This is a genomic window from Armatimonadota bacterium (genome assembly GCA_017303935.1).
Lineage (GTDB): Bacteria > Armatimonadota > Fimbriimonadia > Fimbriimonadales > Fimbriimonadaceae > JAFLBD01.
The window spans coordinates 137,535-155,738 of record JAFLBD010000003.1 but is presented as its reverse complement, the minus strand read 5'-3'; the positions used below and the strand labels follow the sequence as shown (position 1 = coordinate 155,738).

The window sequence follows — 18,204 nt, the reverse complement described above, 5'->3', positions numbered from 1 at the left end:
GCTACTGCGTTGGCAAACGCTTAGGGTAAACGTTTATTGGAACGATGTTGGACCGGAGGGCTCCGCGATAGAGTCGCAAGAATCCTGGTCCAACATCGCGTGGAACCGTCATTCGGCCCCGCTCGGGTGTGGCATAGGTGAAAGGAACAAACATGCTTACCGGCGAGCGTAGGTTATTCGTGATGTACTGATACGGGCCAATAGTATTCAGCTCAATCTGATCCCCGTCCCGAAGACCCTGAGCTTTGATCACAATCGATTCGCCCCAGAATCCCTGATCATCCATTTCGACATCGAGAATTGGCGCATCCTTGTCTCCTGGCGCATAGCCAAAATACGGCGAATTGCGCAAGATAAACGCCTCATGAGCGAGCAATCCGACGTTCGGGAAGGACTGGAATCCAGTCAAAATTGTTGAGCCTTCATACCGCTCTGGCTTCAAAAGTCCGAACGCCTGCGCCATTCGATTGGCTACGATTCCCGTGGGCACGCTTCCTTTGATCTGCCAAGCATCCGCGGGCGGTTTTGGCAACGTTGAAACCCGGACTCCACTGATCGGCTCCATCACCCAGTCCCCGACGACAACCGTGCCCGAGTAGCAGTCGGTCTGTTTGCCCATCGTGTACTTGCCGCCGCCAGTAGAGAAAATCACGGTGATCTGCTTCGGAAGCGGGTTCACCTCATCGACGACTGACGAATACCAATTGGGTGAAAACGATTCGTCGGCAACATCTTCCGGCTTCGGATTTTCGCCCAGCCGCATGGTAACCCAGTCCTTTCGAGCCTTGACTTGTCGAACGGGGTTCAGCTTAAACTTGGCACCGACCCGGCCTTCATACCAAGTATTGATGTCCTGCATGATTCGGTTGATCGCGGTCACGTTCTCTTTCGCGATTGGAAGATCCGATGGCACCAAGTAAACCGGCTGAACCACAAAGTCAGTCTGCGGCTGAGCGACGATCAATCCTGCTAGGGCAAGTGCATTCACAACCTATACGACGATCAGAACACCCGATCGGTTTGCACCCAGGACCACGAAACGGCCATTCTATCGGCTGGGTAGCATTAACCGTAACAAATGGATCCCATTCAAGAGATCGAAGTTTTGATTCGCGCGCAGTACCCAGTGCTCTATTTGGTGAGTTGGGAAGAGCGCCGTGTAGAATCCGCCTTGTCTGGAATCTGCAAGTCGCTAGGGCGGAATCTACACGTCTGGTCTCTAACCAAAGGGTTGATTCCGGAATTGCCAGGATCACGATCGAGTCTCTCCCCAGAGCTCGCGGTATTGACCCAAATTCTGGAAGCCCCCGACAAGACCGTTTTCCTCCTCAAGGACTATCACCCGTTCCTCAAGGACCTTCGAGTGATTCGGTTGCTGCGCGACCTCGCCGAGAGTTTGCGCGGAAAATCAGTCACGCTTTGCTTGTTGGCGCCGCAACTCGTTTTGCCGGTAGAAGTTGAAAAGGACATCACCGTGCTCGAATTCCCGCTTCCAAACAAGGCGGAAATTGAGGCAAAACTCAACGACGTCATCGCCTCCATGAGTGGCAACGACAAGGTTGACGTGACCCTCGCCGCCGAGGATCGTGAGCGAATGATCAAAGCCGCGCAGGGGTTGACGCTCGACGAAATCGAATCCTGCTTCGCCCGGTCGCTCGTGGAGCACAAAAAGTTTGATCTTTCGGTGGTCATCGAAGAAAAGAAGCAGATCATTCGCAAGTCGGGAATCCTGGAGTTCTATCCCGCCAATAACAAGCTGGAAGATGTGGGTGGTCAAGAACTTCTCAAAGAATGGCTCCAAAAGCGCGGAACGGCACTCACCGATAAAGCTCGCGAATTCGGTATCCCGCCGCCAAAGGGATTGCTTCTGCTTGGCGTTCAAGGCTGCGGAAAATCGCTTGTAGCGAAGGCGGTCGGCGCCTCCTGGAATCTTCCTCTCCTCAAGCTAGACGTGGGCCGAATCTTTGGCTCGCTGGTCGGACAAAGCGAAGAAAACATGCGAAAGGCGATTCGCGTTGCTGAAGGCGTCGCGCCGTGCATCCTCTGGGCGGATGAGCTTGAAAAGGGATTTGGCGGCATGGGCGGAGGAGGAGACAACGGCACCGGTCAACGAGTTCTCGCCACGTTCCTCAGTTGGATGCAAGAAAAGACAAAGCCCGTCGTGATCATTGCTACAGCTAACGACGTGAGCAAATTGCCGCCAGAACTGCTGCGAAAGGGCCGTTTTGACGACATCTTCTTCGTCGATCTTCCAGACGCAAAAGAGCGCGCTGACATCTTCGCAATTCACCTCAAAAAGCGCGCGCGCGATCCAAAGAATTACGACCTGCCTCGCCTTGCAAAGGCCGCAGATGGATTCAGCGGGGCCGAAATCGAGCAGGTGGTAGTAGGCGCACTTTTCAGCGCATTTGGTGCGGGACGAGAACTCACAAACGACGATCTCGAAGCGGAAGCCAAGGCGCAAGTGCCTCTCAGCCGCACAATGGCCGAAGAGATTGATGAATTGCGAAACTGGGCAAGCATCCGCGCAAGGCCCAGCTCGAAACGCGACGATTAATCGATGTGCACGGTCAGGATGTTCGTGAGCCTCCTGGCCGGCTTGATTAAATACTGTCCGCGATAATACAGCGCACGGGACGATCCAGCGTCAAGGTTCATGGCATTCTCGCAACCGAGTGCTTTCATCAGCTTTGCGAACCCGTAGAAAGTCTGTCCTGAGCCGCCAGCCACGATCATCAGCTGATTGTCCGCGGTAATCCCGACTCCCACCCGAGGAACCGCGCCCATAATCGATGGATCGCGGAAGCCTTCGCCCACCGGATCGACATCAATCTGGCCATTGAGCACCAACGCTGGGCCGCAACTCAACACCGTTTCAAATCCGCTCCAATCTTGGGTACGCCCCCAAGGAACACGCTTCATACCAGTCTCGTTGGTTGGAGTTAGGGTGAGGGCAGTGCCCATATGACCTTGGTAGATCACGTTTCCGTTCACCACGATATCCCCAACGGGACGAAGGCTGACCGTATCGAAGAAGGTGCCAACCACCGCGACATCGGCGCCCGACTCGTTGACCAATGAAGCAAACGATTGGTCACCGAACGGGAATCCATTTGCTACCTCAACCGAAACTCGAACGCGCGGATCGTTCAGGTTCACCTTGACCACCTTGCAAGGCACGCCGTTAACGGTGGTGGCAACAAGGCTCGTCGGTAAAGTGCTTGGATCGGGCTTGCGCCTTGGCTTGGCCGGTTTGCTCACTACCATCCCAGAATTGGAAGTGAACCGCACTTCACCACTCAGCATCCCGAGGACGACTTGCCCGGCACTCATCGAAATGGCTCCAACAAACCCCTGATTCACCTTAAACTTGGGCTGCTTGGTCCCCGAGAGCACAGAGATCGTTTCCACTTCATTCTGGTTCGAGAGAAACGCCAGGTTCCGCCCATCGGGTGAGAACACCGCGGTCATCACGCCGCCTAAGCTCGTTTTGAGTTCAGGCAAAGGATTGCCGGTCAGCATGTCCCAACGATGCAACGCGCCACCCTCTGCGGACGAAGCACACAAGATGTTGTCCGAGGCAAAAGCGACTGAACATTGGAAATAGTTCGGCAACTGGTAGGTCTGCAACACGGCCCAGCCATCGATTTTGAACACTCGCACGGTTCCTGCGGAATACGTCGCTAGCTTCAATCCATCCGGCGAGACCGCAATTGAAGTCACCGAACTCGTGTTCGGAACATAGCCCGCGTTGACTCCCGACTTTGTATCGACCATCGCGATGCCGCTAGAGGTCGCGATATAGATCGTTGTTCCATTGGCCGAAAACGTTGCACTGGTGCCCGCCAATAGCGTGCGCGATAGTTTGCCGTCTTTCGCTCCGATCAACCGAACAGGCTGCCAAAACCCTTGCACGGGATAGCTCGCAGCGACAAAATCACCAACCGGCGAAAGCGAGAGCTGGCTGACTGTAAGCGGGGAAGTCGGACCAGGGCACTTCCAATTCGCCAATCTTGAACCCGTCTCTATCATCCGAACCGAGCCGTCTGAATATCCTGCCGCCACGCGCTTACCATCCTGGCTCATGGCGAGCGCAGTCACAGGCGACACCCGCTGTGCGGATGCCACGGTGACCAATGCGATCGCTGTCAGAACTGGAAGAGCAAGTTTCATTTGTACTGGATCGGAATTCGTTGAATCTTACAAGGTGAACCTTCGCTGCTCGAAAGAAGGTTTCGACCATCGATTGTATAGCAAATCGATTCGTTTTGGTCGTCAAAGATCGTACGAATACTCGTTGGGGACGATTTCATCCAATCGTCAAATTTGCCCTTCACGGGGTATTCGTAGGCCAGGAGATAGGTCCGGAGTGCCACGAATTTGCCATCGGGCGAGATGGCACCTCCCGTGATCAGTTTTCCGGCAGACATCAGGATGGGTACGTCAACTTCGCCAATCAAAGTCATCTCGTAATCACTCGATTTTGATGGGTTTTTGAGCTTAAAGACTTTGGAAGGTGCCTTGCTTGTCTTGGTGACGATGTAAATGTCGCCCGTGGTCGGATGCACCATCAACGTTTCGGCGTTGTGCGGTCCGTCCGGATAGGTGAGGACGTATCGGTCAAATTTGTCGAGCTCGCGGCTTTCACCTGTAGGCTCTTGAACGCGGTAAACCGTGACGTACTTTCGCTTCTCGGCGTTGTCCCCGATGTCGCCAAAGTAGAGGTAGGACTTTCCACCAATCTTCGCGCTGGCCATGTCTTCCCAGTCGATCGCGCCGGCGCCCTTGAGGCTAAAGGTGCCTGTCAGTTTGCGCTGCGCGTTGAACCGAAAGAACCTCGCGGTATCCCCGCTATCGTTGTGCGTGTAATAGGTATTTGGCGTCACTCGGCCTTGCGCAATCCCGGATGACTCATCAATAAACTTCTCGTTGATCTCGCCAAACGGAACGGCGTCGCCGACAACCCGATTCGCAGGTTTTGACCAAATGGTTAATGAAATTGTGGCGATCAAGCCAGCGAGTACCCAGCGCATAGGTTCAATCCTACCTAACGCCTTGCATGTTTGAGTAATACAAAAACAGCTGCGCCTGTCCAGCCCATCGTCCGTAATGGGTTCTTAATAGATCGCCAACCAGGTTATATTTCTTATCCGTCAGGTTCGATCCAATCCATTCTGGGAAGGCGTTGCGGCAGGCCGCCTGCCATAAATGGGTGTCTACCGGAACCGATTCCGTCATGTCCAGCGCGTACAAGCAGATACAGTCCGCCAGCTTAGGCCCAATCCCAGGGAGTTCAATGAGCATTTCTCTGGCTTTTGGATAAGGCCAGCGTTTAACCTCCTCAAGGTAGAGCTCTCCTCCGCGATCCGCCAAGGCATGCGCCACCTGCGGGATCGTCTTAGCCCGGTACCCAAATCCCAATTTTCTTAGCTCGTCTTCAGATATTTTTGCCACCCGAGCAAGGGAAGGAAAGCAACCACCTTCTCCAAATTCCGCCAGTCTGCTGACCATTTGCTGAATTCGGGTGAGGTTGTTGTTCGGCGTACACAGGAAGCTGAGCAGGCACTCGGCTGGACTCGAAGGCCGAAGCATCCGAAGTCCAATCGTTTCTGGATGCTTCAGATTGATTCCGGGGTGAAGCGTCATCAAATGCTCCACCAGGTCCAGGGGCTCGTCAAGACGGAAAAAAGCCTGGACATCGGACAAAGTCCCGTTTGATTTGACTTCTATCTTCGAATCTGACTGAATGAATTCAAATCTATTCTTGCCGTCAGTTCCAGACCAGATTTCGCCAGCTTTGGTGAACCGAAACACCTGCCCAGAGACAAGGCAGCGATCAAGGTCCAAGTATTGCCGGTCAATCCGTATCTCGAACGAATTCATGCTTCGCCGCGCGCTTGCTTTAACAATTCTTCAAAAGCAGCCTCGTCGATGACTTCGATGCCAAGTTGGGTAGCTTTATCCAACTTTGAACCTGCGTTCGGTCCAGCTACCACCAATGTCGTGGCCTTCGAAACAGAGCTTGCTGCCTTTCCGCCAAACGCTCGAACCCAATCTTCCGCCTGGTCGCGTGTGAAAACTTCGAGCTTGCCCGTGAACACAACGGTCTTTCCAGCAAAAAAGTCTCCGCTTGGTTCGGCGGATGCGATTGGAGTCACGCCGCCTTCCAACAGCCCATCTATCAATTCCTGATTTACTGGCTCTTCTAGCCACGATTCGATTTCGCTCGCCGTGCGAGGGCCGATTTCGGGCACTTCGATCAATTGGGCGTAGGTCGCCTGCCTGAAATTCTCGATCGATCCGAATACCCGCGCCAGATCTTTGGCCGTTCGCTCTCCCACAAATCGAATTCCGAGCGCAAACAAAACTCTATCCAGCGGTCTGAGCCGCGCCTCAGCGATCGCATCGAGGAGTTTTTGTGTGCTCTTCTCGCCGGAGCCTTCCAGGGACGCGATCTGTTCTCGGTGACGTTCGAGCCGAAAAACGCTCGGCAGGTCGGTGATAAATCCAAGTTCCAAGAATCGTTGCACCTGTTTTTCGCCGAGTCCTTCGATATCCATGGCTTTGCGACTCGCGAAATGGATCACTTTTGCGAGAATCTGGCTAGGACATTCCTTGTTTGGGCAGCGCAGAGCGACGAATCTCTCTTCCTTCACCAAAGCAGTCTCGCAATCCGGACAATGGGCTGGTGCGTCGATCTCGGCGGCGCCACTGATCCGCTTCTCTAGCACCGGGCCGATCACCTCTGGGATCACGTCGCCTGCACGCTGCACGATCACCGTGTCGCCGACTCGCACATCCTTCTTCCTGAGATCTTCGAGGTTGTGTAACGTGGCGCGGCTGACCATCACTCCGCCCACAAAAACGGGCTCCAACTCGGCAACAGGTGTCACGACGCCAGTCCGGCCAACTTGCCAACTCACCTCGCGAAGGGTCGTAAAGGCTTGCTCAGCCGCAAACTTGTAGGCAATCGCCCATCTTGGTCCGCGTGAGGTGAACCCGAGCTGGCGCTGCAACCCAAGATCGTTGACCTTGATGACAACGCCATCAATACCAAATGGCAAAGTTGCACGTCGGGCTTCAACATCCGCGATGAACTCCATCAACGCTGACACCCCAGTACACAACTTGGCGTCATCGCGGCCTTCAAAACCCATCCGGTTGAGCGCCGACAGCACGCCAAACTGCGAATCGGCCAGAACTCCTGTGCCGAGACCATAGGGGAAGAACGACAGTTTGCGCTTAGCCGTTTCTTTGGCATCGAGTTGCCTTAATCCACCGCTAGCCGCATTTCGGGGGTTCACAAACGCTTGTTCGCCGGCAGCGATTCGTTGCGCATTGACACTTTCAAATGCTGCCTTGCTCATCAAGACTTCGCCGCGAATTTCCAGCAACCCCGCAGGAGCATTGTTGAGTTGAGTCGGTACCGAACCGATCGTCAATATGTTTGGTGTAACGACCTCGCCTGACGAGCCATCACCACGGGTGACCGCACGCACAAGCCTGCCATTTTCGAATACGAGACTCACGGATGCGCCGTCAAACTTCAATTCGGCCAAGTATTCGATCTCGTTTTCTGATTCAAGCACGCGGCGAACGCGATCATCGAAACTTCGCAATTCTTCCTCGCCAAATGCGTTATCCAAAGACAGCATTGGGACCAAATGTTGAGCCGATTCAAACTTTTCTGAAGGGCCGAAGCCAACCCTCTGCGTTGGCGAATCGCTTGTCGCGAGTTCGGGATGGGCCGCTTCGAGTGCTACTAATTCTTGAAAGAGATGGTCGTACTCGGTATCACTGATTTCGGGGGATTCCAGCAGGTGATACAGCCGGTTGTGGCGATTGATTTCATCGCGCAAGAAGGCAATGCGATCGGCCGGAGAGTTCATGGCTGAATTTTAGCAACAATCGCCCCCCTGGTTTAGGTTAAACTTGCCGAACGATGACAGGTTGGAAGATTGCTCTGTGGGTGTTTGTTGTGGCACTCGTGCTTTTCTTCTTCTATTCGGTGCGCAGCATCTTGCTCCCGTTTATCCTGGGATTCGTTATTGCCGTTTTGCTTGAACCTCTCGTGAGGAAGCTACGCGTACGCGGGATGAAGCGAAATTCGGCAGTGATGCTCGTTTTCACAGTTTTCTTCGTGGCTCTGATCGGACTCGTGGCCGTGACCATCCCGGTGGTTTCTCGGCAGGTTGTCTCACTCACGAACACCGCAACGGGGTTCACGCGAAATCTTGAAGCGCAAAGCTACGCCAACAACTATTTCGTTCGGTGGAACCCAAAGCTTCGCATTGAAGCGAGCAGCCAAGTCGCACCACTCGACAAGGCGCTTCTCCAATTCAGCCCGATGCTAGATCGTGTCGGATTGCCCAGTTCGCAATCAGCGATCGTGGCGCAATACGTCGAGCCTCGCAGGGCCGAAATCTCAAAACTGGTCCAAGGGTTTTTCAACAGTTTCCTCGGCGCGGCGAGCTCATTTGGGACACTGTTGCTTCTTCTTCCACTCACGCCGTTTGTGGTGCTCTTTATCTTGCTGGATTACGACCGGATCAAGATGACGAGCCCGACTTGGATTCCCCCATCAATTCGTCGCCAAACCCTTTCGTTGATGCAAGATGTCGGCGATGTCTTCCTCAAATACTTGCGCGGACTGACAATCAGTTGGGCGTGTTATACGCTCACATTGGGTGTGGTGATGACTGCATGCGGTGCGCCGTTTGGATTCCTTTTGGCGATTCTATTTGGCGCCCTCTATCTGATCCCATTTATTGGCGGCGTTCTGAATTACATCATCTTGTTCGTTGTCACCGGCCTCAGCGGCGTTAGCGGCAATCTGTTCATGCACATGCCATCGAGTTGGGCATTCGCGTTCGCGCTAGTCATCGCTCTGTTCATTGTCACCTGGGCTTGGGACAGCTTTTTCCATCCAAAACTCGTGGGAAGCGCGGTTGGCCTAAGCCCGCTAGTGAGCATGTTCGTGGTTATCGCTGGCGGCGCGCTGTTCGGCATCACCGGGATGGTGCTCGCATTCCCAATCGGCGGTGCGATCAAGGTGATTTTGCAGCGGGTGATGAAAGTTGCCACAACAACCGGTTCGGATACCCTCGGACTACCGTCTGTACCATTGAGGCACCGAGTTCAAGTCGAACGTTAAAGATTCCTAGTGAATCTACCGATCATCTAAGTTTGGTGCCCGAAAGGTGCACTCGTGAGGCCCAAAATTGACTTTTGGAGGATCAATTGGGTACCTTACAAATCCGCGTCGAAAGGCCGGAGATTCTGCCTATGATGAATAGCAAAGCTCCCGTTCTTCTCGCAAGCATGCTGGTGATCGCAATCTCAGCTCAAGCTCGCCAAGAAGAACCGAAAACCACTAGCACGGAAACCAAAACCGTCGAGAAGCAAATACCGTTTAAGACCGAGTATCGATTTGATCGACAACTCGCGGCAGGGCGAATCAAAGTAGCTCAGCCAGGTGTGAACGGAAAATTGGTTACCACGATCCTGATCACTAAGAATCTGGACGGCAAAGAAATTAGCCGGCAAGTGATCAACACCGAGACGATCGAACCCACCAAAGAAATCATCGGGATGGGGCGTCAAGGACACACGACCAGCCGAGGAAGCTTCACCCGCGCCAGCGTCCGAGTCATGAACTCGACCGCATACACACCAAGCGCAGGACGAAAGAATCCAACTTTCAAAACCGCTAGCGGGTTGCCCGCAAAGTACGGCGTCATCGCTGTAGATCGCCGGCAAATCAAGCTCGGCACACTATGCTTTGTCGAAGGCTATGGCTTCGCCATCGCCGCTGATACAGGCGGAGCGATCAAGGGCAACATCATTGACGTTTGCCTGCCAACAGAACGCGAATGCCGACAATGGGGACGCCGCAAGGTCAAAGTTCACATCTTTAACGAACGCTAAACACAGTGAATCTGTGTGACGTTCCAACACTAAAATCGCTGCTCGAACGGCACGGCCTCAAGCCGACCAAGCTGTTCGGGCAGCATTTTTTGATCTCGCCCAACGTCGTAGAAGCCATCGTTTCACGGGTAGAAGCTTTTGGCGCAAAATCCGTGTTCGAAGTCGGTCCCGGCCCTGGTGTACTCACCACCCGTTTAGCCGAGCAGTTGCCAGTTTCTGCGGTCGAAATCGATCCAGTCGCAGTCAGCGCTCTTACCGAATCGGCTCCTTCTGCAAAGGTGATTCAGGCGGACGCGCTCCAAGTCAATCTTGGAGAACACTGCCGCGAACTTCCTTCGCCGAGAGCGGTGGTGAGCAACATGCCGTACAACATCACTGGGCCGCTTTTGACCGCCTTCACCCGGTTCCGATCAGACTACGTTGTTGCCATCCTGATGATGCAAAAGGAGGTCGGTGAAAAGATCCTCGCCGAGCCCGGAGATCGCGAGATCGGCTCGATATCCGTGTTTCTCAAATCGAGATTTGACGTCGAGATCGTGTGCAAGGCCCCCGCTGGCGCGTTCTTCCCGCCGCCAAAGGTCGATAGCCTCGTGCTTCAATTTGTGCCCAAACCTGCGATGCCCAAAAAGCTGGATGCGTCGCACGAGTCCTTGGTGAGGCAGGCGTTCAGTCAACCCAGGAAGACCTTGGCCAACAACCTCAAGGCGTTGAATCTACCGCAATCGCTCTTCTCCGATTGGCTTGATGCTCACGATTACCACAACGCCATCCGGCCCCACGAGGTCAGCCTTGATGCTTGGATGAAGCTCGCGCAGGATTGGGATGCAACACGCAGAACTTGAGTCCTTGGCCCGCGAGTTTGGGTTCGAGCGCGTCGGTATCGCCGGGGTCAATGCAGAATTCGAAGGCTATCCACATTTTCAGCGCTGGATCGAAGACGGCAACCACGCGACCATGCATTTCCTCAAGGAGCAAGTCGAGTTGCGAAGATCAGTCCAGTCGGTCCTGCCTGGCGCGCAGTCGGCCATCCTATTCGCAAAGAACTATGCTCAGCCCAATCCGTACCGTCTGGGATATCCACGCATCGCGCGGTATGCCCTGAACCGCGATTATCACAACGTTCTCCGCGCAAGGCTGAAGAAGCTCGTGATCAGACTCCAAAAAGCGTTTCCGAACGACACATTCCGAGTGTTCGTGGACTCCGCGCCGATTCTAGAGCGCGAACTGGCACGTCGCGCGGGACTCGGTTGGTTTGGCAAGAACACGATGCTCATCGACTCAAAAACAGGGTCGTACTTTCTGTTGAGCGGGATTCTGACGACCGCAGTGCTTCCGGCATCTGAACCGAGCGGTGGTGGCTGCGGAAATTGCTCAGCGTGCATCGACGCGTGCCCGACCGGCGCGATCGAACTCAGCGGCGAGCGATGGCAAGTGGATTCGCGTAAATGCATCAGCGCTTGGACCATCGAACACAAGGGCGAGATTCCGAAGGAAATCAGCCAGAAATTTGGCGCGTGGACGTTTGGTTGCGACATCTGCCAAGAGGTCTGCCCGTTTAACCAGCCGCGCGAATCTCAACCAGCGCGCGCAGCATCCACCCAAGATGAGCGATTCTTAGCTCGGCCAATGCTCAGCCTACAGCAGATCATTGAATCGCCAGATGAACAGCTAATCGAATTCTCCAATGGGACTCCATTGGCCAGAGCAAAGCCAGCTGGGCTAAAGCGTAACGCGAAGATTAGTCAAGAAAACGCCCAGATTCAAGAGAACTTGAACCTGGGCGGGGAAGAGATCTAGAAAGAATCAGTTAAGAATCTTGATCTCTCTTGCGATGATCTTAGTTCCGTCGAACTTGCCTTCGACCTTCACCGATTTGGCATTCGCTGTGCTGAAGAACGTGCTCTCTGAAATGTTCTCATTTGCAGAGTTCTTGATTTCCAACTTGCCAGCGAGTTGAACGGAAACGGAGTTGCCAGTTGGCGAGAATCCTTCCCATTCGATGAGACTGATCGAGAATGTTCGTGCGCCAGAATTCAAGGAACCAGCTGTGCCTCGAGCTTCGGCCTCCGAACCTGGGTCGTCGCCACCGTGGCTCTCATTTTCGTACTTCACCTTGGTTGCGGTGAACACGCCCGAAGTGGAGTTGTAAGTGCCTTCGACTTCAACGAACTTGACAGAAGAGAGGCCAGCAAACCAGTCAGCCTTTTGCATCGTGACTCCCGAGCCGCTTCGGTAGATGGTGCCGCTATTCGTTTGCACGCTGAACGGATTGGCGTTAGGGAAGAACCCTTCTGTCTCGTTCGTCGTGATCATGAACGTGCCAGAATCTGCGTCAATCGAGCTTGGCGAACCTTTTGCCTCGTGTGGATCTTCGCTGCTACCGTCGCCAGTTTCGATCTTCACGGAAACCGCATCGTAGTATGCGCCAGCGGTGTTGTAGGTTCCGCGAATCTCGACTCTATCGCCGTTTGAAAGCGATGGACTTGAGGTGCCGTTTGAATTAAAGATCGCAGTACCAGCATTGGTGCGCACGGCCATCGTTTGACCGCGTGGCATCGATAACGTGAACGTATAGGCACCCGCGCTCGAAGTCAGATCAGAGACCGTGCCGTGCACATCGTCTTCTTCGTGTCGAGAACTATCGTCAACGTTGTTGCTGTTGTCGTCGCGAATCACTGGAACCAGCTTGCCACCCGAGAGTGTGAAACTGGCCAGGTCGAAGTCGATTGCGAGATCGTCAGGGGAGTTGATCACCTTGTCGACCGAGAAGTCGGCGGTGATCACGATCTTTCCAGCGCCGTTTGTGGTTCCTTCAACTGGGTATGTTGTGCCAGTCGTATTGCCAGTGGCGAACACTTGCATCGTTGGAGCAATGGTCAACCGAACAGCGGTGTAGGTTCCGGCAGGAATGTCTGCCTTGCTAAGGAATGCATATCGGCTCGAACCACTCCACAGCTTGCGGAAGTTGAAAGTCTTGCCTTCGGTGCTCTCATACACGGTCGCTGCGGTGCTGTCAGCTTGCAAAAACTCCATCTTGTAGATGGTGCCGTACACGCCGTCGTAGCCGTCACGGTAGTTGTCAGTAACGAAGAGGGTGAGCGGGACGCCAGTAGAGCCACCCGTCGCACCTCCGCCACCGCAACCTATCGCTAGGACCAGTAGCGTCGCCGCGAGTGCGATGGCAACGCCGAATTTTGAGATTAGGTTTTTCATGGAATTTCCTTTGACTGCAGTCAATCAGGCTAAAAGAACTGAGAGTGAGCCACTCGAAATAAATACTTGCATTTTTAACTTTCTAAGTGTGAATCTTTCAAGTGCAGCGGCTTGCCAGATCGCAACTTAATATTGAGCATTTCGACAACAACGGCGAAGGCCATCGCAAAATAGGTGTATCCCTTTTCGATGTGCTGGCCGAATCCTTCACCAAGAAGATTGACACCGATCAGCACGAGGAACGCCAATGCGAGCATCTTGATGGTTGGGTGCTTCTCAACAAAGTCGCTGACTTTGCCAGCAAACAGGAGCATAAACGCCACTGAGACGAGCACAGAAATCACCATGATTTCGATGTGCTTCACCATTCCGACTGCAGTGATAATGCTGTCCAGAGAAAAGATGACGTCAAGTACCAGAATATCGAAAACGGCGCGACCGAGTGTTGCTGGTGCAGGTTTTTTGCCTTCTTCGTCGGAGACACCTTCAAGCTTGTGATGGATCTCTTTCACCGAATGATAAATCAGGAACAATCCGCCAAAAATGAGGACCAAGTCTTTCCCACTAAATCCCTGATTACCTATGTGGAAAATGTCGTTTTTCAGGCTCATTATGCCGGTGATGCTGAAAAGAAGAGCCAGGCGGGTGATCAACGCGAGCCCGATACCGATCTGGCGAGCTTTGGCGCGCATCTCTGGCGGCAACTTGCCACTGACAATCGAGATAAAGATGATGTTGTCGATCCCGAGGACAACCTCAAGCGCGACTAATGCCAGAAGCCCCATCCAAGCGGAGGGGTCAGAAATCCAACTCACATAACCAAAAACGGAGGAACGGAATCAAAGGATGCACGTTTGACACTTGATACTGGCTCAATCACCTGGCACATTCGCTAGGTTGGGCGTATACTTCACTCACCATGGCAAAAATAGTTGGCACTACAGCGATAGCGGCATTGGCGTTGCTTATTCTCTCGGGATGCGGAGGCTCTGGGGGCGGAAAGCTTCCAAACTACACTCTGACGTTCCGGAATTCGACTTCGGACGATGTGAGCGCCGTGGACTTTTTGCCATCGCCAGCGAACACCGTTCTCACCCAAGTTTCGATCACCACGAATTTAGGCGGCATCTACACATTCGGTGGCTCAAGTTCGACGTTGCCTGATCCGAGCGGTTCTGGTGCGACGGTGATCACCGACGTGAACGCAAGCGGGAAATACGTGGGGTACAGCTTGAACGGCACCGCTCCTCGCCCGGTTTCTGGAACAGGTGGGACGCTAGCCTACGACACAACCGGCATCACAGTAGTTTCAGGAGAATCGACCACCTTCTTTGGGATCAATAACTCGGGAACCGTGGTTGGATTCCAGCCTTCTTCGACCCAGCCTATCTTCCGAAGATCTTCGACAAACGTCGTGACCTCGTACGCGATGCCAACAGGCGAAACCGTGTCTCAGATCGCAGGAATCAGCGCCAACGGAACCGTCATGGGCCGCACAACGAGCGCAAAGGCCTTTGTTCTGACGCCAACTGGCGAAATTATCCTCCAAGATGCCGGATTCTATTCCGACTCCAACGCGAGCAATGTGGCCGTCGGGTACGACTCAAGCGGACCGTTCAAGATCAACCTTCCGAACGGCGTTCGCCAACGACTTCCGCTGCCTCCAGGAGGGTCGAACGGGATCGCGTTTGGCATCAACGACAACGGAGACATCGTTGGCAAATACACGCTGAGCGGTACCGATCGACCTTGCATTTGGTACGAAGATACGGGCGCGTTCGTCGATCTGTCGAGCAAGTTGACCGTTCCATCTGGCTACACATTGCTTGCAGCAACAGAGATCAACAACAACGGCGACGTGTTGCTATCGTTCCGAAATACAGGAACCAACGTTCGCACGATCGGCATTCTGAATCCGATTCCGTAAGATCGGATTACATTCGGAAAATGCCGAATCTTGGTGGGGCGATCGGGCTATGCTTGCTCGCCTCAATCCCAAGTCCTAAGACCTTTCGAGTGTCGACCGGATCGATCACACCGTCATCCCAGATTCGTGCCGACGAGAAGTAGCACGACGACTCAGCTTGATACTTTTCGAGCGTTGGTCGCCGGAATTCTTCTTGAGCGGCGAAGTCCATCAGCTCTTCGTCCGACGGGTTGCCACCCATTTTCGCTGCCATCTGATCGAGCTTCACTCGTAGCAAAACATTTGCAGCTTGCTCGCCACCCATCACGCTGATTCGCGCGTTGGGCCACATCCAGAGCTGGCGAGGCTGGAACGCCCGGCCGCACATGCCGTAGTTACCGGCACCATAAGAGCCTCCAACGATCACAGAGAACTTGGGTACGTTGGCGGTGCTCACGGCAGTCACCAGCTTCGCGCCGTGCTTGGCGATTCCCTCGTTTTCGTACTTTTTGCCCACCATGAATCCTGTGATGTTCTGCAAGAAAACCAACGGAATCCCGCGTTGGCAACAAACCTCGATGAAGTGAGCACCCTTCTGCGCGCTTTCGCTGAATAGAATCCCGTCGTTGGCGATCACCCCGGCCAAGTGACCGTAGAATCGCGCGAATCCGCAGATCAGAGTTGTGCCGTAATTCGCCTTGAACTCTTGGAATCGGGAACCATCCACCAGCCGCGAAAGAACCTCACGCATGTTCATCGGAGTCTTCGAATCACTGGGCACCAAGGAGTAAAGGTCTTCGACGTTGTGAATCGGATCTTCCGGTTCACTAGGCGGCGCAAATCCGCGACCGCGAGCGCTCCAGGTCAGGGAAGAGTTTCCGAGCGATTCCACGATGTTGCGAAGAATCTCGATGGCGTGGGCATCATTTTCAGCGTAGTGGTCGGCGACCCCGCTGACCTTGGTGTGAACGTCGGCACCGCCGAGTTCTTCTGCCGAAACGATCTCGCCAGTTGCCGCCTTCACCAGCGGAGGACCGCCCAAGAAAATCGTGCCTTGCTTCTTCACGATGACCGTTTCATCGGACATTGCCGGAACATACGCTCCGCCCGCAGTGCAACTTCCCATCACGGCAGCGATCTGTGGAATTCCAACCGCGCTCATGTTGGCCTGGTTATAGAAAATTCTTCCGAAATGATCTCTGTCCGGGAAAACTTCGCTTTGCAACGGCAAGAACGCGCCACCAGAATCAACGAGGTAAATGCAAGGAAGGTGGTTTTCGAGAGCGATTTCCTGGGCGCGAAGATGTTTTTTGACGGTGATCGGGAAGTAAGTTCCGCCTTTAACGGTTGCATCGTTCGCGACGATCACGCACTCTCGATTGTGGATTCGTCCAATTCCGGTAACGACGCCAGCGCACGGCGCATCACCGTTGTACATGCCATGTCCGGCCAGAGTGCTGAATTCGAGGAATGGGGAACCAGGATCCACAAGCGCATCGATTCGGTCTCGCGCCAGCAGCTTTCCGCGGGATGTGTGCTTTTGCCTGGCTTCCTCGCCGCCGCCCAACATCGCTTTTTGCATCTCCGAGCGATACTCGCTCATCGTTGCGTCCATCGCCGCGCGGTTCGCTTTGTGCTCGTCGTCGAGCACGTTCACCGAGGAAGGAATGATCTCCATAAGCCGCCTCATAGGATACTTTGGTCCACGACTGGTTTGGTGAAAGCCCCAGAATTTCACAAGTAAATGGAACAAACTTCTCGAACCCGGCAACAATGAAACCAGACAACCGTCTAAGTTAAAGGGCTGGCTACCTATGAGTGACGTGGATTCAAAATCAACAGGGCAACGGATGCTTGCAGCAATCGTGTTTACCGACGTGGTCGGTTTTTCGACGCTTGCCAACATGGACGAGGCCAAAACGCTTCGACTTCTGAATCGAGACATCGATCAGATTCGAAACATTGCGAATGCGCACCAAGCGCTGGTGATCAAAGGCACGGGCGATGGCTTGCTCATGGTCTTCTCCAGCGCCGTCGAAGCAGTCAACGTTGCGATCGAAGTCCAAAAGCGCATGTTCGCAAACGCGCTCGAATTTGGTGCCAGTGAGTCGCTCAAGCACCGGCTCGGAATCCACCTCGGCGATGTCGTGATTTTGGAAGGAGATGTAGTGGGCGATGGCGTAAACGTCGCCGCAAGGCTCCAAACCGAAGCTAAACCGGGCGGAATCTGCCTATCCTCCGCGGTGTACGAGGTCGTCAAAGGCAAAGTCAACCTGAAAGCAACGAACCTCGGACCACGCAATCTGAAACATATCATTGAGACTGTCGACGTCTGGATGGTGCCGCCAATTGATGAACCCGCGCCCGCAGTCAAGCCCCAAGCCAATGTGATCTCTGGATTGGAGCTGGATAGTGTTCACAGCGATCCTTCGCCAAGCGGAGGCAAACTCGTGCTGATCGTCGCTGGCATCGCAATTTGTGTCGCCGCACTGGCATTTATCGTCACGCAGTTCTCAAAACCATTGGCTAGCACCGGTAATTCCAAGAAGCCTGTGGCATCAAACGACCGGACCACCCCAACTCACCGACCTTCTGTGGGAGGGAACGACCCTTCGCGCGAATCCACCAAGCCCACCACCGAAGAAACAAAGGAACCTGACGGAAGCAAGCCGCAGTCGACCGGAGGTGCACCAACTCCAGGTGATCTGCCCGTTGACGAGGAGATCGCCAAGTTTGCCTCCTCCTACGAATTCGCGACCGCCGCCGATAGATTGGCAATGCGCGGCGATTCTCGGTACGACGCGACAATCGCGCGTTATAAGCGGCTCGCCGAGTTTGTCGCCTGGATCACGACTTCAGTGCAGGCTACAACAGAGACGAATCCACTGAGAGTTTCTGGTGGCGGCGGCTCGACAGATAAAGACTATGAGCTGTACGGCGTCGGTCGTGGCGACATGACCGTCCGGTGGCCAAACAACGAACAACAACAGGTCACTCTCCGACAGTTTGAGCCGAGAGAACTCCTGCGAATCACCGCTGCGATCTTCAAGATGGGCGCCGTCAGCAACGACGAGAAATCTAAGATGAAGTCGGCTGCGGAAGAGTTTGCGACCGAAATGCGTTTGACTTCGATTCCAAACACTCTCTAAGTCAATCCA

General features: G+C 54.1%; 15 protein-coding genes. 7 read left to right on the top strand and 8 right to left on the bottom strand.

From position 1 onward, the window contains the following. Position 1 precedes the first annotated feature (1 nt). Positions 2-988 (bottom strand): hypothetical protein, encoded by a 987-nt coding sequence (locus J0L72_09850; GenBank protein MBN8691073.1) that lies wholly within the window; start codon positions 986-988, stop codon positions 2-4. A 90-nt stretch (positions 989-1,078) separates the two neighbouring features. On the opposite strand from J0L72_09850, the gene J0L72_09845 reads away from it, so the two are divergent. After that, positions 1,079-2,557 (top strand): AAA family ATPase, encoded by a 1,479-nt coding sequence (locus J0L72_09845; protein ID MBN8691072.1) that lies wholly within the window; start codon positions 1,079-1,081, stop codon positions 2,555-2,557. Here J0L72_09845 and J0L72_09840 read toward each other — a convergent pair. The 4 genes from J0L72_09840 to ligA are packed head-to-tail and all read right to left on the bottom strand — an operon-like array spanning position 2,554 to position 7,889. Beyond that, positions 2,554-4,173 (bottom strand): phosphodiester glycosidase family protein, encoded by a 1,620-nt coding sequence (locus J0L72_09840; protein MBN8691071.1) that lies wholly within the window; start codon positions 4,171-4,173, stop codon positions 2,554-2,556. The two genes, J0L72_09845 and J0L72_09840, sit on opposite strands and share 4 nt — an antisense overlap. Then, entirely contained in the window at positions 4,170-5,033 is an 864-nt protein-coding gene (locus J0L72_09835) for a hypothetical protein (GenBank protein MBN8691070.1), read from the bottom strand. Before J0L72_09835 ends, J0L72_09840 begins: the two co-directional genes overlap by 4 nt. Before the next feature lie 10 nt (positions 5,034-5,043). Next, positions 5,044-5,883, bottom strand: coding sequence for a hypothetical protein (locus J0L72_09830; GenBank protein ID MBN8691069.1), 840 nt, complete (start codon positions 5,881-5,883; stop codon positions 5,044-5,046). Next, complete coding sequence (gene ligA / locus J0L72_09825) at positions 5,880-7,889, bottom strand: NAD-dependent DNA ligase LigA (GenBank protein MBN8691068.1); 2,010 nt, start codon at positions 7,887-7,889, stop codon at positions 5,880-5,882. Before ligA ends, J0L72_09830 begins: the two co-directional genes overlap by 4 nt. A 53-nt stretch (positions 7,890-7,942) precedes the next feature. Here ligA and J0L72_09820 point away from each other — a divergent pair, with 53 nt between their 5' ends. The 4 genes from J0L72_09820 to queG all read left to right on the top strand — a co-directional run bounded on the left by J0L72_09820 (position 7,943) and on the right by queG (position 11,724). Beyond that, entirely contained in the window at positions 7,943-9,154 is a 1,212-nt protein-coding gene (locus tag J0L72_09820) for an AI-2E family transporter (GenBank protein ID MBN8691067.1), read from the top strand. A 131-nt stretch (positions 9,155-9,285) separates the two neighbouring features. Next, positions 9,286-9,927, top strand: coding sequence for a G5 domain-containing protein (locus tag J0L72_09815; protein MBN8691066.1), 642 nt, complete (start codon positions 9,286-9,288; stop codon positions 9,925-9,927). Positions 9,928-9,932: 5 nt separating this feature from the next. Next, positions 9,933-10,769, top strand: a complete 837-nt coding sequence (gene rsmA / locus J0L72_09810) for a ribosomal RNA small subunit methyltransferase A (protein ID MBN8691065.1) — start codon at positions 9,933-9,935, stop codon at positions 10,767-10,769. Continuing rightward, positions 10,750-11,724, top strand: a complete 975-nt coding sequence (gene queG / locus J0L72_09805; GenBank protein MBN8691064.1) for a tRNA epoxyqueuosine(34) reductase QueG — start codon at positions 10,750-10,752, stop codon at positions 11,722-11,724. The genes rsmA and queG overlap by 20 nt, the downstream gene beginning before the upstream one ends. Before the next feature lie 6 nt (positions 11,725-11,730). Here queG and J0L72_09800 read toward each other — a convergent pair whose 3' ends face one another. Beyond that, a complete protein-coding gene (locus J0L72_09800) occupies positions 11,731-13,140 on the bottom strand; it encodes a DUF4382 domain-containing protein (GenBank protein ID MBN8691063.1) in 1,410 nt (469 codons plus the stop codon). Positions 13,141-13,214: 74 nt separating this feature from the next. Continuing rightward, positions 13,215-13,955 (bottom strand): TerC family protein, encoded by a 741-nt coding sequence (locus tag J0L72_09795; GenBank protein MBN8691062.1) that lies wholly within the window; start codon positions 13,953-13,955, stop codon positions 13,215-13,217. 104 nt (positions 13,956-14,059) lie between these two features. Between J0L72_09795 and J0L72_09790 the strand changes: the two genes are divergently transcribed. Beyond that, positions 14,060-15,067, top strand: coding sequence for a hypothetical protein (locus J0L72_09790; protein ID MBN8691061.1), 1,008 nt, complete (start codon positions 14,060-14,062; stop codon positions 15,065-15,067). Between the two features lie 7 nt (positions 15,068-15,074). On the opposite strand, the gene J0L72_09785 is transcribed toward J0L72_09790, so the two are convergent. After that, complete coding sequence (locus J0L72_09785; GenBank protein MBN8691060.1) at positions 15,075-16,724, bottom strand: methylcrotonoyl-CoA carboxylase; 1,650 nt, start codon at positions 16,722-16,724, stop codon at positions 15,075-15,077. Between the two features lie 136 nt (positions 16,725-16,860). On the opposite strand from J0L72_09785, the gene J0L72_09780 reads away from it, so the two are divergent. Then, complete coding sequence (locus J0L72_09780) at positions 16,861-18,195, top strand: adenylate/guanylate cyclase domain-containing protein (protein MBN8691059.1); 1,335 nt, start codon at positions 16,861-16,863, stop codon at positions 18,193-18,195. Positions 18,196-18,204 lie beyond the last annotated feature (9 nt).